The organism is Capnocytophaga cynodegmi (assembly GCF_002302475.1).
GTDB lineage: Bacteria > Bacteroidota > Bacteroidia > Flavobacteriales > Flavobacteriaceae > Capnocytophaga > Capnocytophaga cynodegmi.
The window spans coordinates 1,192,194-1,210,599 of the sequence record NZ_CP022378.1 but is presented as its reverse complement, the minus strand read 5'-3'; the positions used below and the strand labels follow the sequence as shown (position 1 = coordinate 1,210,599).

Below are 18,406 nucleotides of genomic sequence, written 5' to 3'. Positions count from 1 at the left end.
TCATTTTTAGGTAGAGACAGTAGCGTGGTTTGTGAAGAACCTGCTACTGTCTTTTTTCTAACTATTTATTGTATTTCTGAATAATAGGAGTTAATCTTTCTCGTCCCCATTTTGCTCCTTCGGTCATTCCTCTTTGAGTCAGAACAGATGTTTTTTCTGCCATTTTTTTACCAATTGGAGTTTCGTAGAATTTCAGTAATTCTTTGATTTCATTATGGGTAAATTCTTCCATATAAATTTTTGCCATAGTTTCATAAAGCTCAGGCATTAATGCTTTTATCTCTTTCTCCGCATCTTGAAACTTATCTGCAGGAATAAATTGTTTTAGAGAAGTAGTTACGGCATCAAAAGAAGCTCCACTTACTATTGAAATTAGCTTTTGAGTGTCTTTTTTGAAATCGTCCTTTGCTTGAGAGAAGGTGTAGAATGTTGTAAATAAAAGTGTTAGTGTTAATAAAATTCTTTTCATTGTAAAATATTTTTTTGATTATTTGCACGAAGATATAAGAAATCTTCCAGAAAAGAAAATTAATTTGAGAAAAATTGATAGAAAATTACATATATTATTTTTTTATTTTGTCAGAAAGGCATACTTATTGCATATTTCCAGAATGAGGTTATTTTAATATTTTTAAGAGATGAATAGAAATGTAGGTATTATCTTTTTTGCCATTTTCACTTGTTTAACGAATCTTTTTTATGCACAGGCTCCCGTTTTCACCAATGCAAAAGCCGAAAAAGTGCAACTTTATTTCAATGGGGCTGAAATTCAGCAGATAGCCAATGTTACCTTGCCCAAAGGAACTTCCGAGATTGTGATTAGCAACGTCGCAAATTATTTAGATGAAAATTCCATACAAATAAAATCAACTTCTAAGGTTACGATTTTGTCTGTTCAGTTTACAAATCAGGCGATTACAGGATATGAAGAAAGTTATATACCTGAATCTGTCCGTCCGATTTATGATAGTATTCAGGCTGTTGAAAAAGAGATAACAAAGAATGAAATTCTTGAGAATTCTATTATAAAATCGGTTGAGTTATTGGATAAAAATCAGCAACTTTCAGGAGCAAATGTGAATTCTGCGGAGTTATCAAAATTGCTCGATTTTTATAAAAATAAAAGGTATGAACTTGAAAATCAGATTAAAAATATTTCCGAAAAAGGGAAAGAACTGCAAAAAAAATTAAATTCTTTGAAATTTCGGTTGGGAGCAATTTCTTCCCAAAATACGAACAATAGAGGCAAATTAATACTTAGAGTGATTAATGAAAACGCAGGAAAAATTCCTTTTCAACTTAATTATATTTCTTATCAGGCTCATTGGAATCCGTTTTACGAGGTTCGTTCCGAAAAAATTAACACACCAATTATGTTGAAGTACAATGCGGCGGTAACTCAAAACACAGGAGTTGATTGGAATGATGTAAAAATCGTATTGTCAAGTGGTTATGTTAATAGCCATACACAAGCACCAACTTTAAATACTTGGTTTATACACTCCAGAAAAAATGATTCTGCCAAAGTAATGCTTCAAGAAATCTCCAATGTAAGGAGAGAAAAGGCGGCTTTTCAGAAAAATATGCAAACAATGGAACTTGAATCTGTTGAAGTTGCCAAAGAGGATATGATTCTGGAAGATAAGTCATTAGATGATGCAGTAGTGGTGGGTGAAACACAATTCAATGTAGTTTTTGATATTGATTTGCCTTACACAATCCTTTCTAACGGAAAAAAACATAGTGTTTCACTCAAAAGTGTAGAAATTCCTGCAACTTATCAATATTATTCAGCACCAAAATATGATTTAGGGGCATATTTGATTGGAAATATCGAAAATTATGGTAAATACAATCTTCTTTCTGGTGAGGCAAGTCTTATTTTTGAAGGGATGTATGTCGGGAAAACAAATATCAATCCTGAAAATGCAGACAAAAAACTTGTATTAAGTTTAGGAAAAGACAAAAGGATTGTCACTGAAAGAAAATTGATTTCAAAAAATACGGAAAATAAATCATTAAGTTCCAAAAAAATACAAACATTCACTTATGAAATTAGCGTACAAAACAATAAAAAAGAAGCGATAACGATCGAAATCGAAGACCAAGTTCCTGTAAGCACAGAGAAAACAATAAAAGTTTCACTAACAGAAGCTAAGGAAGCTACCTTTGATAAGGAAAAGGGAAGTTTGAAGTGGAAAATAAATTTGAAACCCAATGAAAATAAAAAAATTAGATTTGTTTATCAAGTAGAATCTGATAGGGATACAATTGTTGAAAACCTCTAAAAGAGAATCAACAAGAGAGATATTTTAAATTTACTTTCAATCTTATTATCTTTTTGAAGCCTGAATTTTTGAAAAATAATATTCAGGCTTTCGTTTTTTAACTTAAATCATCTATATTTGCCCGAACTAAATAATTCATTATGTACAGTACAATTCTTCAGCTTCATTCTTGGTTTGCTTATGCAGTACTTTTGGTGCTTCTTGCAGCAACAGTAAATGCAATCATTGGCTTTTTTGGTAAGAGAAAATATACAGCAAAAGATTTAAGATTAGGTCTTTACGCACTTATTTTTTCACATATTCAATTACTTATAGGTGTAATTCTTTATGTAACTTCTCCTTTGTTTAGTGCTTGGAAAGCAGGTGGAGTTATGAGAGATTCTTATTTACGTAAATTACTTTTGGAACACCCGTTAATGATTGTTATTGGTGTTGTACTCATTACCATTGGTTGGTCATTACACAAAAAACAGCCTACAGATAATCGTGCTTTTGGAAAAATAGCCATTTTTTATGCCTTAGGCTTGATATGTTTCTTGTCAAGAATACCTTGGCAAAATTGGTTCTAAGATATAAAAAAACTCCAAATTGATTTTACAATTTGGAGTTTTTGTTTTATTTGAGTTTATTCAAATATAAGTTTACTACATTTTCCAATCCCAAATAAAGCGACTCACTGATGAGTGCGTGTCCGATTGAAACTTCCAGCAAATTTGGGATATTTTCTTTAAAGAATTTGATGTTTTCCAAACTCAAATCGTGTCCTGCATTAAGTCCCAAACCTACTTTTTGAGCTTCCAAAGCTGCTTTTATGTACGGCTCAATTCCTTTTTTGTTTCCTTTTTCGTATTCAGTCGCATAACTTTCGGTATAAAGTTCTACGCGGTCTGTTCCTGTTTCAGCGGCAGCTGCTACCATTGCTTCCACAGGGTCAACGAATAATGATGTCCGTATGCCGTTACGCTTAAATTCGGCAATTATTTCCGTCAAATATGTCTTGTGTTTGATGGTGTCCCATCCAGCATTGGAGGTAATAGCATCATCAGCATCAGGAACAAGCGTTACTTGTGTAGGTTTCACTTTCAGCACTAAATCCATAAATTTTGGAATTGGATTTCCTTCAATATTGTATTCTGTAACTACAACATTTAGCAAATCAAAAGCATCTTGGTAACGAATGTGTCGTTCATCAGGGCGAGGGTGAATTGTAATTCCTTCTGCTCCAAATTTTTGTACATCAGTAGCCACTTTTAATAAGTTGGGAACATTTCCCCCACGGGAATTTCGAAGAGTGGCGATTTTGTTAATATTTACACTTAGTTTTGTCATCTCAAAATTTGATTATTTACCACAAAGGTAAGATTTCCGTAACAAAAATAAAAGATGATTATACTGAAAAATTATTTTTTGAAATAAAATGATAATTTTTTGTACTTTTTGTATCTTTACCCATTCAAAATAAGCATATAGATTATGAGGAAAGTAATTTTATTCTTAACTGCTCTTTTAACGTTATTTGCGTGTAAAAAAGATACGACCATTTTCAATAGTAATCCGCTGTTGTACAAGGACTATATATCAGGGTTTACCAGTGGAATTGTTTCTGCTGAAACCAGCTTCAAGTTACTTTTTAATGAAGCCATTTCTCAAGAAAAGATAGCTAAAATCAATGATTTGGATTTGTTTGAAGTTTCTCCGAAAGTAAAAGGAAAAGTAATTTGCTTGAACCCTTATGAAGTAGAATTTATTCCTGAAAAACGTTTGGAACAAGATACTGAATACAAAGTTTCATTCAATCTCAAGAAGTTATTTTCAGTTTCTGAAGGATTGGAAATATTTAATTTTTCGATAAAAACTTTACAACAAGGTTACAAAATCAAAGAGGGAGATTTGCAATCATATAATGAAAACTTGTATTTTTTGAACGCAGAGTTGCTTTCCAGCGATAAAATATCATATGAAAAAGCAAAAAAATTAATTTCTGCAAAGCTGGGAAGTAAGAAAATATCTGTAAAATTTCTTTCTCAGAGTAGTAGCAATAAGTTTTCTATTGTTTTTGATAGTATTCCACGCTTGGATAATGAGCAAACATTGCAAGTTTCGTGGAATGCAAACGATGTACCTTCCGAAAATTTACTTCCTTTTTCAACTTTAATTCCTGAAAAGGGTACTTTTAAAGCTATTTCTGCAAAAACGGAAAGTTCATCAAATCAATTGTTTACCATTAATTTTTCGGAACCTCTTGAAAAAAATCAGAATTTCAACGGATTGGTAAATCTCAGTAATACAGACACAGAATTAAAATACAGTGTAAACGGAAACGTTCTAAAAGTTTTCCGTGAAGCCTCTGATGAAGGTGATTTTCAGGTATTTGTTAATCAGGGGATACGTAGTGTTTATGGCAAACGCATTGATGATTCTAAAACGTTTGATATTAGTTTTTTACAACAAAAACCCGAAATCCGACTTGTAAAAAATGGAACAATTTTACCAAGTTCTCAGAATTTAAAAATTCATTTTCAGGCGATTAATTTAAGAGCCGTAAACGCTGTTGTTTATCGTATTTATGAAAATAATATCCTTCAGTTTTTGCAGGAAAATAGTTTAGGCTCAAATTACGGATTGCAAAGAGTTGGGAAACCTATTGCTAAAAAGGTAATTCAGCTTTCTGAAAATGCACTTTCACCATTGAAAGAATGGAATACATATTCGCTTGATTTATCATCAGTTATCACGCCAGAGCCAGGAGCTATTTACCGAGTAGAATTCTCAATGAAGAAAAATTATTCGCTTTATGCTTGTGGCTCAGAGAACGAACCTCTTGATTTATCTTTTGAAGAAGAACCTCTTGAAAATGAACCAGAAGATTATGAAGAAGACTACTATTACTGGGGAAGTAGCGATAATCCTTGTGACGATTATTTTTATAATAAAACTTTGGGAACTAATGTTTTAGCTAGTGATTTGGGAGTGATTGTTAAGAAAGGACAAAACAATAATTTCGTAGTTGTTGTTAACAATATTTTAAATACAGAGCCTGTAAGTGGTGCTGTTGTAGAAGTTTTTGATTATCAGCAACAAAAAATACAAGAAGGTAAAACAGATGGCGATGGAATTGTTAAGTTTGATATTTCTAACAGAGCATTTTTTGCAAAGGTCAAAAAAGATAACAATACCACATATGTAAAAATGGATGATGCAGCTCCTCAATCGGTTAGTAAATATGATGTAGATGGATTACGTTTGCAAAAAGGATTAAATGGATTTATCTACGCGGAAAGAGGTGTTTGGCGTCCAGGTGATAGTATTCACGTGGGATTTGTTTTGAATGATTTTGCTCAAAAATTGCCTGAAAAATTACCTATAAAGCTCAAATTTACAGACCCTTATGGAAAAGTAATTGCAGAACGTGTACAGAGTAGTAATCCTGTAAATCACTACGTTTTTGGATTGAAAACATCACCCGAAGCCCCAACGGGAAATTGGAATGTGAGTATTTCGGCAGGAGCAGCAAAATTCAATAAATCAATAAAAATAGAAACCATCAAACCTAATAGATTGAAGATTGAAAATAGCTTAAACGAAAAGCTAATTTCAGCCAATGGAGCTAATGCTAACTTGCAAGTACTCTGGTTGCACGGCTCACCTGCGGGGAACACACAAGTAAGTGTTAAGGCAAAATTCTATCCAAAGGAAACGGCTTTCAAAGGATATGAAAAATATATTTTTAATAATGAAGCCTATCAGTTTGAAAACCAGGAAATTTCTGTATACGAAGGACGAACTGATAGTCAAGGAAAAACTAATTTTTATTTTAAAGCCAATGAATTACAAGCTCCTGGAATGTTGCGAGTGAATTTCCTTACACAAGCCAGCGAAAGTGGAGGGGATTTTAGTACAGATGTAACTTCTGCATCATTCTCACCTTATGAGAGTTATGTAGGATTAAGATTGCCAGAAGCCAACAAGTACGACTATTATAATACAGAAGAAAATCACATTTTTGAGGTAGCTGCTCTTTCCGAAAGTGGAGAACCTTTGCGTGGGCAAAACGTGTCAGTCACCGTTTACAAAGTAGGTTGGAATTGGTGGTGGGATGCTTCTAATCAAAATATTTCAACTTATAATAGTTCAAGTAGCAATGCGATTTATACAACAAAAGTGATAGAAACTGATGGAAGAGGTAAAGCGAAATTCGATTTAAAAATTCCTGATGAAGATTGGGGAAGATACTTTATATTACTCTCTGATGAACAAAGTGGTCACAAAAGTGGAACTACAGTCTATTTCGATTGGGGTAGTTGGTCAGGAAAATCGAGAAAAGCATCAAGTGAGGAAGCTATAATGCTCTCATTAGGAGGCAACAAGAAAGAGTACAATGTAGGAGAAAAAGCGAAAATATCATTTCCTTCTGATGAGGGCGGAAGGGCTTTAATTTCTGTAGAAAACGGAAATGATGTTTTGGAAACATACTGGGTGGAAACCAAATCGGCTGAAACCAGTTATGAAATTCTTATTACAGAAAAAATGGCTCCCAATGTGTATCTGTACGTGACTTTACTTCAGCCCCACGCTAATTCGATAAATGATGCTCCAATACGATTATATGGCGTGTTACCAATTTCGGTAGTGGACAAGGAAACTCAGTTGAATCCTGTAATTCAGATGGCTGATGTGTTACGTCCTAAACAAAAAACGACCGTTAAAATCAGTGAAAAGTCGGGTAAACCAATGACGTACACTTTGGCAATTGTAGAAGATGGATTACTGAACTTAACCCGATTCAAAACGCCAAATCCTTGGAATAAGTTTTTCTCAAAAACAGCTTTGGGGGTAAAGACTTGGGATATTTACAATGATGTTATTGGAGCTTATGGAGGTACTGTAAATCAGGCATTCAGTATAGGAGGAGATGAAGATTTAGGAGGAGCTGATGCTCAAAAAGCAAATCGTTTTAAGCCTTTTGTAATTGTTAAAGGTCCATATAACTTGAAGAAAGGTAATACAAACGTTCACGATGTTGAAATTCCAAATTATATAGGGTCAGCAAGGGTAATGGTTGTAGCTTCCGATGTTGCTAAAAACGCATTTGGAAGTGCAGAGAAGAAGGATATTCCCGTTGTAAGTCCATTATCATTGTTAGGTTCTTTACCAAGGAAAGCCGTTCCAGGTGAGAGGATTACGCTTCCAGTTACGGTTTTTGCAATGGAGAAAAGTATCCGAAATGCGACTGTTTCTGTGGAAACGAATGCTCATTTCAAGATAGTTGGTAATAAATCACAATCGTTACAATTTGATTCGGCGGGTGAAAAAATGGCTTATTTTGAGTTAGAAGTTGCACAACAAGTGGGTATAGGAAAGGTGAAAATTACAGCAGTTTCGGGTGGTGAAAAGGCTACCTATGAGGTGGAAATGGATGTGTACAACCCAAATCCTGTTACTTATTTTGTTCAAAATGCTGTACTTACAGAAGGTAGTACACAGAGTTTGAATGCCTCTGTTTTTGGTGAAAATGCTAAAAGTGTGCTGGAAATTTCGAGTTTCCCAGGTGTAAATTTACATCAGAGATTGAATTACTTAATTTCATATCCTCACGGTTGTGGTGAGCAGATTACCTCTGGTGCTTTTCCACAATTGTTTTTATCTGATTTTATTAACCTAACGCCTGAAAAAGCAGAAAGTGTACAACGAAATGTAACTACGGCTATTAGCAAACTTCACGAAAATCAACTTCCTAACGGTGGATTTGCCTACTGGAAAGGAAATAGATATGCTGATGATTGGGCAACTTCTTACATTGGTCACTTCTTTATTTCTGCAGAGAAAAAAGGATATGTGCTTCCATCAGGTAGTAAACAAAATTGGTTAGATTATCAAAATAATGAAGCTCGTCAGTGGCGTTACGAGCCTCAGTATCAAAATGATTTTGCTCAGGCATATCGCCTGTACACATTGGCTTTGGCAGGAGAGCCTAATATGGGGGCAATGAACCGATTACGTGAAACTAAGGATATTTCATCTAATGCAAAACGCTTATTGGCAGCTTCTTATGCAATTGCAGGACAAAAGCAAACTGCGAATAATCTTTTCCAGTCAGTTGCAGTTGACGATGATTATGACAACTATTATTACTATGGCTCCGAGGTTCGTAATAAGGCGATGGCTTTGGAAACAGCGCTTCTAATTGGTAAGAAAGAAGATGCTGCACGTTGGGCTTTGGAGATTGCTAATAGGCTTTCATCTTCCGATTGGATGAGTACACAAACTACGGCGTATGCTCTTTATGCAATGGCTAAATATATTGAAATAAACAAAAGCGGTAAATCGTTCTCAGCGTCATATTCATTGAGAGGAAAAACGGAAAATATTAAGTCAGATGAACCGATGGCTTCCGTTGAATTACCTGTTAAGGGAGATAAGGAATTGTTGCAAGTTAAAAATACTTCAAAACAAACGCTTTATACACGATTGATTTCAAGTGGTGTATTGCCTGTAGGAAAAGAATTACCAATGCAAAATGGATTGGCTATTACAACCACATATCGAGATAAAAATGGTAATTGGGTTGATGTGAGCCAATTGCGTCAGAGTACGGAACTGATTGCTTCGATTGAGGTCAAAAATTTAACGAACGAACCTGTTGAAAATGTGGCTCTGACACAAATTATTCCGTCGGGTTGGGAAATTATCAATACACGCTTTACAGATTACGGAGATACAGAACAGAGTTCATACATTGATTATACGGATTTCAGAGATGATAGAGCTAATTTTTATTTCCCTTTGAAAGGTAACCAAGTAAAAGTTATAAAATTAAAAATAAATGCTTCCTACGCAGGACGTTATTATCTTCCGGGAACTTTTGCTGAAGCGATGTATAACAATCGTTATAACACCCGAACTGAAGGGAAATGGGTTGAAGTGTATCGAGGAGAATAAAATATAGATTAATTTTCAATTTTTTTAAAAGCTGGGAGATATTCTCAGCTTTTTTATTGAAATTCAGTGTCATATTTGTATGAGAATAAAATTAGTTAATCAATATTTTCGTATGTAGAATATATTTTTTAGATTTGCCGAAAAAAATTATTCAATAAAATTTAATCAAATATTTTCATGAAAAATTATTTATTTGTATTCCTGTTGTTTTTGGGAATAAAGGCTTTTGCTCAAAACGGAACTTTAAAAGGAAACATTTCTTCTGACGGAAATCCTTTGGAGTTAATTTCTGTAGTTTTGGAGAATAAAAATCACAAGAAATGGGTAATTTCTGACAAAAAAGGAAATTTTGAAATAAATGTTCCTGAAGGGAATTATAATTTAAGAGTTTCTTCATTGGGGTTTGTTACTGTTACAGAGAAAATTGCTATCAAATCAGGTGAAATTATTGAAAGAAATTTCGAGTTGAAAGAAGACGTTTTGGGAATAGATGAAGTGGTAGTAACAGCTACTAAAACAGCATTGAACAGAAAAGAGGCTCCAGTTTTGGTAAGTGTTACAGGACAAAAAGATTTGGTAAATGTAAGGGCAACAACCCTTATGGAGGGACTTGTTTTTCAACCTGGTTTAAGAACTGAGGTGAATTGCCAAAATTGTGGTTTTTCACAAGTGAGAATCAATGGTTTAGGAGGAGCGTATTCTCAAATTTTGATTGATAGTCGTCCTATTTTTGGTTCATTGAATGGTGTATACGGACTGGAGCAAATTCCAGCAAGTATGATTGACCGAATTGAGGTTATTCGTGGAGGAGGTTCAGCTTTATTTGGTGCCAATGCCATTGCGGGAACTATCAACGTGATTACTAAAAATCCAACCAAAAACGAAGCCCAAGCAGGTGTTTCAGCAGCTTTAATAGGTGGAAAATCTGAAGATATTGTATCATCTTTCAACGGCTCAATTGTAAATGAAAATCTTACAAGAGGTATTTCTTTCTATGGAATGAATCGTATTCGTGAATCTTATGATGCTAATGGCGATGATCTTTCGGAACTTACAAGACTGAGAAATATCAACGTTGGAGCAAAATTTTTCAATGAATTTGATTCTCGTAAAAAATTAGAAGGAGAGCTAAATGTAGGTAATGAAAATCGTAGAGGAGGTAATAAGTTCGACCTTCCAGAACATCTGGCAGATATTGCAGAATCCATCCGTACGGATATGGTAGGAGGAAATATCAACTATGATTATTTATCTCCTTCATACAATCATAAATTTTCAGTATTTGCTAGTGGACAACGAACCAAAGCAAATAACTATTACGGAGCCTTTGATACTGAGAATAATACTCACGATGTTGAGGCGTTGAATTATGGTGTTACTCGTGAAAGTATTTGGGTAGTTGGAGGACAGCACACAGCTCAAATCTATGTAGGAGAAGGAAGTATTCAATGGACATCAGGAACGGAATATAAGTTCGATGATATTTCAGAAACTAGACGTAATCCTGATATCCTTGCGGTAAATCAAGACCAAAAAATATTTGGATTGTACACACAAGCTGATTGGAAAATTCTTCCAAATTTTAAAGTTTTGGCAGGTTTGCGTTTGGATAATATTAACTCCAATCTGTTAAAAAAATCAGTAACAGCAATTAATCCAAGAGCGAGTTTGTTGTACAACGTAACTGATGAAGTAATTGCCAGAGCTTCGTACGCTCGTGGATTCAGAGCTCCTTTATTTTATTCTGAAGATGTTCATTCTGAATTAATCACAGGAGAAGTTCGCCGAGTACAGTTAGCCCCAGATTTGAAGAAAGAAACATCAGATAGTTTTACAGCTTCATTGGAGTACAACCACTCACACGAAGATCATCAAATTGTTGCGATGATTGAAGGATTCTATACTGGATTGCACAATCCGTTTGTGTATACTTCTATTGGTAAGGAAAAAGAATTAGATATCAAGGAGAAACAAAATGGAGATAAAGCCACTGTAAAAGGTGTGAATTTAGAGTTTAAATATAGCCCTAATCCAAAATTTGCTTTCCAATTAGGAGCTACTTTCCAAAGCTCAAAATACGACAAAAATCAAGTAGTGGCAGAAGATGAAAATGGAAAAGTTCTTGCAGAGACAGACAAACTTTTGCGTTCGCCAAATGCATACGGAAATTTGACAGCAACCTATAAGCCTAAAGATGAGTGGACTATCAATTTAACAACCGTGTTTACAGGCTCAATGGAAACATTACACGAGGGCAAAAACGAGCTTTTAACTACACCAAATATGTTTGATTTTGGGCTTAACACTTCTTACGAATTCAGATTTGATAAGTTCTTTACAATGGAAGTGAGTGCAGGTGTTAAAAACTTATTTAACGATTACCAAAAAGACTTTGATAAAGGCATCGACCGTGACCCAACTTACATTTATGGTCCTTCACTTCCTCGAACGCTTTTTGCTGGTTTGAAAATTAGGATATAGTTTTAGTTTTATATGAGAGGTGAAAAACTTCTCTACCTTTTTGAAAAAAAACCGAGTTGAATTTCAACTCGGTTTTTCAGTTTCAGCTAGTAACCTTCATTTTGTTTTAAATTTGGATTTACTGTCATTTCGTGGTTTGGAATAGGCCATGTAAAGCGATAATCATTGGCAGGTTTATCAAGTTCGTAGTATTGGTCTTTAGGACTTACCACTAAATATTCAGTTCCTTGCGGACTATGACGTTTTACGCCTTCTTCCCATCGTTTTAAATCATTAAGTCGAGTTCCCTCAAAAGCTAATTCTCTGAGTCTTTCTTCTTTTATATCGTTGAATAAATTAATACCGGAAGATTTTACATCAGAGAGTCCTCGTGATTGTCTCAAATCATTTAAGTATTTAACCGCATTTACTTCATCTCCATTTTTATAGGCAGCTTCAGAAGCGATTAGATACAATTCGGCTGTTCTAAATATTTTTGGAGAGTGATATTCCAAAGGGGAACCAGAATACAGATTAGGATTACCAGGGTATTTGTATACCAGTGTAACATCATAATCTTTTCCAGTTGGTGTTTCAATTGTTAAGTTCTTAAAGTATACAGATTTTCTTATATCTGATGCATCGTACAAATCCACAACCCATTTAGAAGGAACATAATCTGGTTTGTATTTTTTTGTTTTAGCTTCGTAAACTAAATAATCTCTCATCAATAATGGTAATTCATCAGGTTTTGAGGAAAATAATTGAACAATAGTCTCATCAGTTTCGTCATTATGCCACATTTTTTGTAATGCCTCCTGAGTACTTACTAGGGGGTATTTTCCTGCATCTACAATAGCTTTTGCTTCTACATAAGCCTTTGCATAATCCCCTTTTGTGAGAGCTACACGTGCCTTCAGTGCCTTTACTGCATCTAAAGTAAAGAAGTTAGAACCTTTAACTCCTTCTGCTCCTCCCAACAGCTTCTCTGCTTTGTCTATGTCCGATTCAATCTGGTTGTATGTTTCTTCTAGAGTAGCTCTAGGAGGTAGTAAAGTTATGTCAAAAGTTGTAACCAAAGGTATTCCTAAGTTGGCAGTGGATTTATTTGAAGCATCATACTTAGGACTGAAACGTTCAGTTAATTGGAAAAAATAGTATGCTCTAAGTGCATATGCTTCACCCAAAAATCGATTAAGTTTATCCTTTTCTTTATCGGAGGATACAGGGATTGTAGGGAATTTTTCAATACATATGTTAATATCATTCAAAACAGAGTACCTGCTACTCCACACGGAAGAAATATCGGAATCATTTGTTCTAAAACTCCAATTTTGCAAGTCTCCTTTACGATTTCCATAATTTAGAGTTGCATTTAGTAGATCGGACTGAACATCGGGAAGTAACATTATATCTCCGTAACTAACTCTTCTAAGACTACGATAAAACCCATTACGCCAGTATTCTGCATTTTCCACAGATTTAAAAGCTAATTTTGTAGATAAGTCTTCATAAGGGTCTTGATCTAAACTTTCACAACTTGTAAAAGTAGCTAATCCTATTATTAGTATGTGTAATTTATTAAATAATTTCATTGTTTTGAATTTAAAATTTAACTTCTACGCCAAAAACGTACTGTCTTGTGTTGGGGTTTGCCCCTAAAGCACGATTTGAGTCTATCTCAGGGTCTGGACCTGTATATTTCGTCCAGGTAAGCAAGTTTCTTCCTGTGGTATAAAAGCGAATTTCATTGAAGAAACCTACTTGTTTAAGTATTTCGTTCGGAAGTGTATACGCTAAGGTAACATTCTTCATACGAATGAAAGAAGCGTCTTCCAAAAGTCGGGTATCGAACTCTGTGAATCTTGTTCCCCACTTAGGAAAGCGAGACTGATCACCTGGCTTTTTCCAGTAATCTTGTACAACCTTACTTTGGTTATATCCTTGGAAACTCGTTGGATTTTCAGAAAAATATCGATCATTATTAATCAAATATTTGCCTTGAGAGAAAGAAAAATCCACCTGTAATGATAAGGCTTTGTAGGCTGCTGAGAACCCAAAACCACCATTAATTGGAGCATATCTATTAATTCCTGTATTTTGCGTTAATCTTTCAGAATTAAAGCTATTTGCTACTCTAGCTTCATCACGAGTTTCTTCAGCAATGTTTTCACTTGGAAGATACCACTCCGGATTTCCATTTTCTGAATTAATTCCTTTAAATACAGGATAGAAAAATTTCACTGGTTGACCTACAACATATCCATATCCGTATCCTGAACGATACCAACTTTCCCTATTTTGGAATATTTCCAATACTTTTTCACGATTATAACTAAATGTTACATATGGACTGAAATGAGCCTTATGCGACTTATTTTTGTAAACATCAACAGAAAGAGACATCCCTAAACCTAAGTTTTGCAGTTTTCCAACATTTTGTTTTATGGAAGAAAAACCAGTCGTGTAGGCTGTTGGGATATCCATCAACATATCTGTGGTAATTCTGTTGTAAAACTCTAAACTTAATGAAGCTCTATTAAACAAACTAGCATCAACACTCAAAGTGTATTTAGCTTGATTTTCCCAAGTAAGGTTTGGATTTCCTGCAGCTCTTATAGCCCAAGATGTACTTCCTCCATATTGATTCGCTGATGTAAGAGCCTGATGAGTGTAGTCTCCAATGGCAGAGTTACCAGAAGTACCAGCACTAAATTTTAAGTCTAAATTATTTATAGCTGATATATCAGACAAGAATTTTTCTTTTTTCATCTTCCACATTGCTCCAACTGCCCAGAAAGTTCCATATTTGTTGTTAGGACTAAATTTGGAAGACCCATCTCTACGTAATGAAAAGTCAAAGAAGTACTTTCTGTCATAATCGTACTCTATGCGCCCGAATATGGACTCGGTAATATTGAAAGACCTATTTTCTGTAATTTCTTTATCAGTAGTAGAGTGCCTTAATAGTAACAAATTATCATCAATCAGTTTTCTTCCTTCAGCTTGGAATGAACGATCGTCCTGACTAACTACCTCGTGTCCTAGTAGTACCATAAAGTGATTTTTAGATAAATCAAATTTATATTCTAACGTATTGGTTAGAGTTTTTCTCAAATCACGAGATGATCGTCTGCGAGCTATACCATTTTTAGGATCTCCAGCATAAGATGGTAATCGATTAAAGCTATAGATACCATTTGTAAACTCGAAACCTCCCTGCGTCTTGAAAGTCAAGTTTTTTATTGGTGTAATCTCTATAAAACCAGTAGGTATAACTCCTAATCCTGTATAATTAGAGGGATTTTTTTCAGCCAAATATTCCGGATGATATCTATTCCATCCAGGAATATAATCATATCGCTGTCCTTTTTCATCAATAGGTGAATAGAAAGGTGGCGCTAAAAACGATAATCCTCCATTTGGGTCATTAGACGTATAGGCATTAGTTATGTAATCATAGTAGTTAACAGACGCGTTAATTCCTAATTTCATCCAATCATTTACACGAGTATCAACATTACTTCTGAAAGTATATCGCTCAAAACCTGATCGGTACATAATTCCTTTTTGCTTGAAATACCCTCCTGAAACGTAGTAACGAGTTTTATCTGTTCCTCCTGAAATAGATAAGTCGGCTTGTTGTGTGGGAGTATTTTTTTGGAAATAAGTCTCGTCCCAACGAGTGTCTGATGGATACTTTGCACGTAATTCATCCACCTGCTTCTGTGTTCTATATCCAGTTTCTACCCAAAACTTAGATAACTCATCAGCATTCATCATATTGTCAAAAAATTCTCTGTTTGCTAAGTTTGAGAAGCCGTATTGCGTACTGAGCATTATTTCACCTTTACCTGTTTTTCCTCTCTTAGTGGTGATATAAACTACCCCATTGGCAGCTCTTGAACCATATATTGAAGTTGCTGAGGCATCTTTAAGAATTGAAACACTTTCAAAATCAGATTGATTCAGAGAACGTACAGCTTCTTGAGAAACAGGAACTCCATCCACAACAAAAAGGGGAGAACTACTTGATCCCAAAGATCCAACACCGTGTAATCTTATCGATGAAAGAGCAGATGGTTCTCCTGATGATGTAAAAATCTGCAAACCAGCGACTTTTCCTTGTAGAGCATCCACAGCATTACCTGAAGGTCGTTGAGATAATTCTTTACCTCCAACTTTGGCTACCGAACCTACTATAGTTCCTACTTTTCTTCCAGAACCATATCCTACTACCACCACTTCTTCAATGGCTTGTGCTTCTTCTTGCAGGATTACTTTCATTGTTTTCGATTTGTCCTTTCCTACAGTTTTTTCCTGTGTTGCAAATCCCAAAGAACTGAAGACGAGAACATCTCCTTGTTCAGCACGTATTTCAAAATTTCCGTCAAAATCTGTTGAAATACCGCGACTACTGTTCTTAACAACAACACTCACTCCAGGAAGAGGAACTCCCTCTGAATCAGTAACAACTCCTTTTACTGATGAAGTTTGTGCTAACAATGAGTAAGAGAAAACTCCCATCAAAAACACAAACAACGTTAAAACTTTTTCTCTCATTGAAATTTTGTTTTTGTTATTAAATTATTTTGGTAATCCTGATTACAAATTTAGAGTCACTGTTTCAGGTTCTCTGACTTATTTTTGTACTAGAAAATAATGTAAAAAATAGGAAAAAGTAATTTTAATATTGTAATGAATAACCGCAACTCAATGGAATTTCAATAATAAATTCTTTTAATTGTTTTTGTATTCAAAATTTTCTATAACAATGTTGCAAAGGTAGGATATTTTTTGTTACAATCAATATTTTGTAATATGTTTCAATGATTTTATATATTTTTGTGACTAAATATAACAGAATAATATCATTTGTGTGAAAAACATCAGGGTAATTTAGAATGAAAATACTCAAAAACCTTTTTTCCGCGATATCCTGCTATGTTTTCAAGTTCCTCAAGGTTGGCTTCGCGGATACGTTTTACGGATTTGAAATGCTTCAATAAAGTCTCTTTGGTTTTTTCTCCAATGCCTTCAATATTATCCAATTCCGAAACGATAGCAGCCTTGCTTCGCTTTTGTCGGTGGAAAGTAATCCCAAAACGATGTGCTTCATTACGAAGTTGTTGGATAACCTTCAACGTTTCCGATTTTTTATCCAAATACAGCGGAATGCTATCCTCTGGAAAATAAATCTCTTCCAAGCGTTTGGCAATCCCGATGATAGCTATTTTCCCCCTCAAATTCAAATCGTCCAAAGCCTTTAATGCCGATGAAAGCTGTCCTTTTCCACCATCGATGATAATAAGTTGAGGCAGTGATTGTTCTTCTTCCAACAGGCGCTTGTAACGCCGATAAACAACTTCTTCCATCGAGGCAAAATCATTAGGTCCTTCTACCGTTTTGATGTTAAAATGACGATAATCCTTTTTACTCGGCTTCGCATTTTTAAAAACCACACAAGCTGCTACCGGATTGGTTCCCTGTATGTTAGAGTTGTCGAAACATTCAATGTGAATGGGAGGCACAGAAAGATGTAAATCGCGTTGGATTTGTGATAAAATTCGATTTGTATGTCGTTCAGGGTCAGTGATTTTTACTTGTTTGAAGCGTTCTTGTCGGAAAAGTTTTGCGTTTCGTAATGAAAGTTCCAACAATTGATGTTTTTCTCCCAATTTCGGAATGGTTAAGTGTAAATTTTCGGATAAAGTTACTTCAAAAGGAACAATAATTTCTTTGGAATTAGAAAAAAATTGTTCCCGAATGTCCACAATGGCTAATTCGAGAAGTTCTCGGTCGGTTTCTTCCAATTTTTTTTTTATTTCGATGGTATGAGCCCGAACAACTGCCCCGTAAGCCACCTGCAAAAAGTTTACGTAGCCAAATTCTTCGTCTGAAACTATTGAAAATACATCAACATTATTGATTTTTGAGCTTACGATGGTTGATTTTGCTTGATAATTTTCTAAAATATCAATTTTTTCTTTGATTTGCTGTGCTTCTTCAAAACGTAATTCGTTTGCCAAAGTGATCATTTCAGCCCGAAATCGTTTTAAAACATCTTTAAAGTTTCCTTTCAGAATCTCAATAATTTCGGCAATATTTTGGTTGTAATCCGCTTCGGTTTGTAGTCCTTCACAAGCTCCTTTACAATTTTTGATATGATATTCCAAACATACTTTAAATTTCTGATTTTCAATATTTTGTATAGATAAATCATACGAGCAATTTCGCAACGGATACAATTCTTTGATGAGCTCCAATAAGGTGCGAACGGTTTTTATGCTGGTGTAGGGACCGAAATAAAGTGAACCATCTTTAATCACGCGTCGTGTTTGGAAAATTCGCGGGAAACATTCTTTCTTGACACATATCCACGGGTAACTTTTGTCGTCTTTTAACAAAATATTGTATCGTGGTTGGTATTTTTTGATAAGGTTATTCTCCAAAAGTAGTGCATCACTTTCTGTAGCGACTACAATATGTTCAATTCGGGCTATTTTTTTGACCAAAAGTCGTGTTTTTCCCGATTCGTGTTGCTTTTGAAAGTAGGAAGACACTCTTTTTTTGAGATTTCTTGCCTTTCCTACATACAAAATTGTGTTGTTTTTATCGTAAAATTGATAAATTCCTGGTGAATCGGGTAGGGTTTGTAGCGTTATATCAATAGAGGAGAGTTCCATTTAAGTAGATGAAAAATCAAAATTTTGAGTGCA

Annotated in this window: 9 protein-coding genes; 4 read left to right on the top strand and 5 right to left on the bottom strand. The window is 34.7% G+C overall.

Annotated features, from left to right (window positions below; translation table 11 throughout):
• Nucleotides 1-61: 61 nt before the first annotated feature.
• Entirely contained in the window at nt 62-469 is a 408-nt protein-coding gene (locus tag CGC48_RS05375) for a DUF2059 domain-containing protein (protein ID WP_041991385.1), read from the bottom strand.
• Nucleotides 470-638: 169 nt separating this feature from the next.
• On the opposite strand from CGC48_RS05375, the gene CGC48_RS05370 reads away from it, so the two are divergent.
• The gene (locus CGC48_RS05370; protein ID WP_098028760.1) at nt 639-2,288 is read left to right on the top strand and encodes a DUF4139 domain-containing protein; all 1,650 of its coding nucleotides are present in this window, start codon (nt 639-641) and stop codon (nt 2,286-2,288) included.
• A gap of 140 nt (nt 2,289-2,428) precedes the next feature.
• On the top strand, nt 2,429-2,857 hold the full coding sequence (locus CGC48_RS05365) for a hypothetical protein (RefSeq protein ID WP_098028759.1): 429 nt from the start codon (nt 2,429-2,431) through the stop codon (nt 2,855-2,857).
• A 46-nt stretch (nt 2,858-2,903) separates the two neighbouring features.
• Here the strand turns inward: CGC48_RS05365 and CGC48_RS05360 are convergent, their stop codons facing one another.
• Nucleotides 2,904-3,617: a pyridoxine 5'-phosphate synthase gene (locus CGC48_RS05360; RefSeq protein WP_098028758.1), complete on the bottom strand. Its 714-nt coding sequence runs from the start codon at nt 3,615-3,617 to the stop codon at nt 2,904-2,906.
• A 144-nt stretch (nt 3,618-3,761) separates the two neighbouring features.
• Here CGC48_RS05360 and CGC48_RS05355 point away from each other — a divergent pair, with 144 nt between their 5' ends.
• Together CGC48_RS05355 and CGC48_RS05350 are read left to right on the top strand one after the other, a co-directional pair.
• A complete protein-coding gene (locus CGC48_RS05355; protein WP_098028757.1) occupies nt 3,762-9,227 on the top strand; it encodes an alpha-2-macroglobulin family protein in 5,466 nt (1,821 codons plus the stop codon).
• A 177-nt stretch (nt 9,228-9,404) separates the two neighbouring features.
• Nucleotides 9,405-11,708, top strand: a complete 2,304-nt coding sequence (locus CGC48_RS05350) for a TonB-dependent receptor (protein ID WP_098028756.1) — start codon at nt 9,405-9,407, stop codon at nt 11,706-11,708.
• 86 nt (nt 11,709-11,794) lie between these two features.
• Here the strand turns inward: CGC48_RS05350 and CGC48_RS05345 are convergent, their stop codons facing one another.
• From CGC48_RS05345 to uvrC, 3 genes are all read right to left on the bottom strand, one after another.
• Entirely contained in the window at nt 11,795-13,282 is a 1,488-nt protein-coding gene (locus CGC48_RS05345; RefSeq protein ID WP_098028755.1) for a RagB/SusD family nutrient uptake outer membrane protein, read from the bottom strand.
• 10 nt (nt 13,283-13,292) lie between these two features.
• Nucleotides 13,293-16,250 carry a SusC/RagA family TonB-linked outer membrane protein gene (locus CGC48_RS05340; RefSeq protein ID WP_098028754.1) on the bottom strand — a complete coding sequence of 986 codons (2,958 nt, stop codon included), beginning with the start codon at nt 16,248-16,250 and terminating at the stop codon, nt 13,293-13,295.
• A 326-nt stretch (nt 16,251-16,576) separates the two neighbouring features.
• Nucleotides 16,577-18,373 carry an excinuclease ABC subunit UvrC gene (gene uvrC, locus CGC48_RS05335; protein WP_098028753.1) on the bottom strand — a complete coding sequence of 599 codons (1,797 nt, stop codon included), beginning with the start codon at nt 18,371-18,373 and terminating at the stop codon, nt 16,577-16,579.
• Between the last annotated feature and the right edge of the window lie 33 nt (nt 18,374-18,406).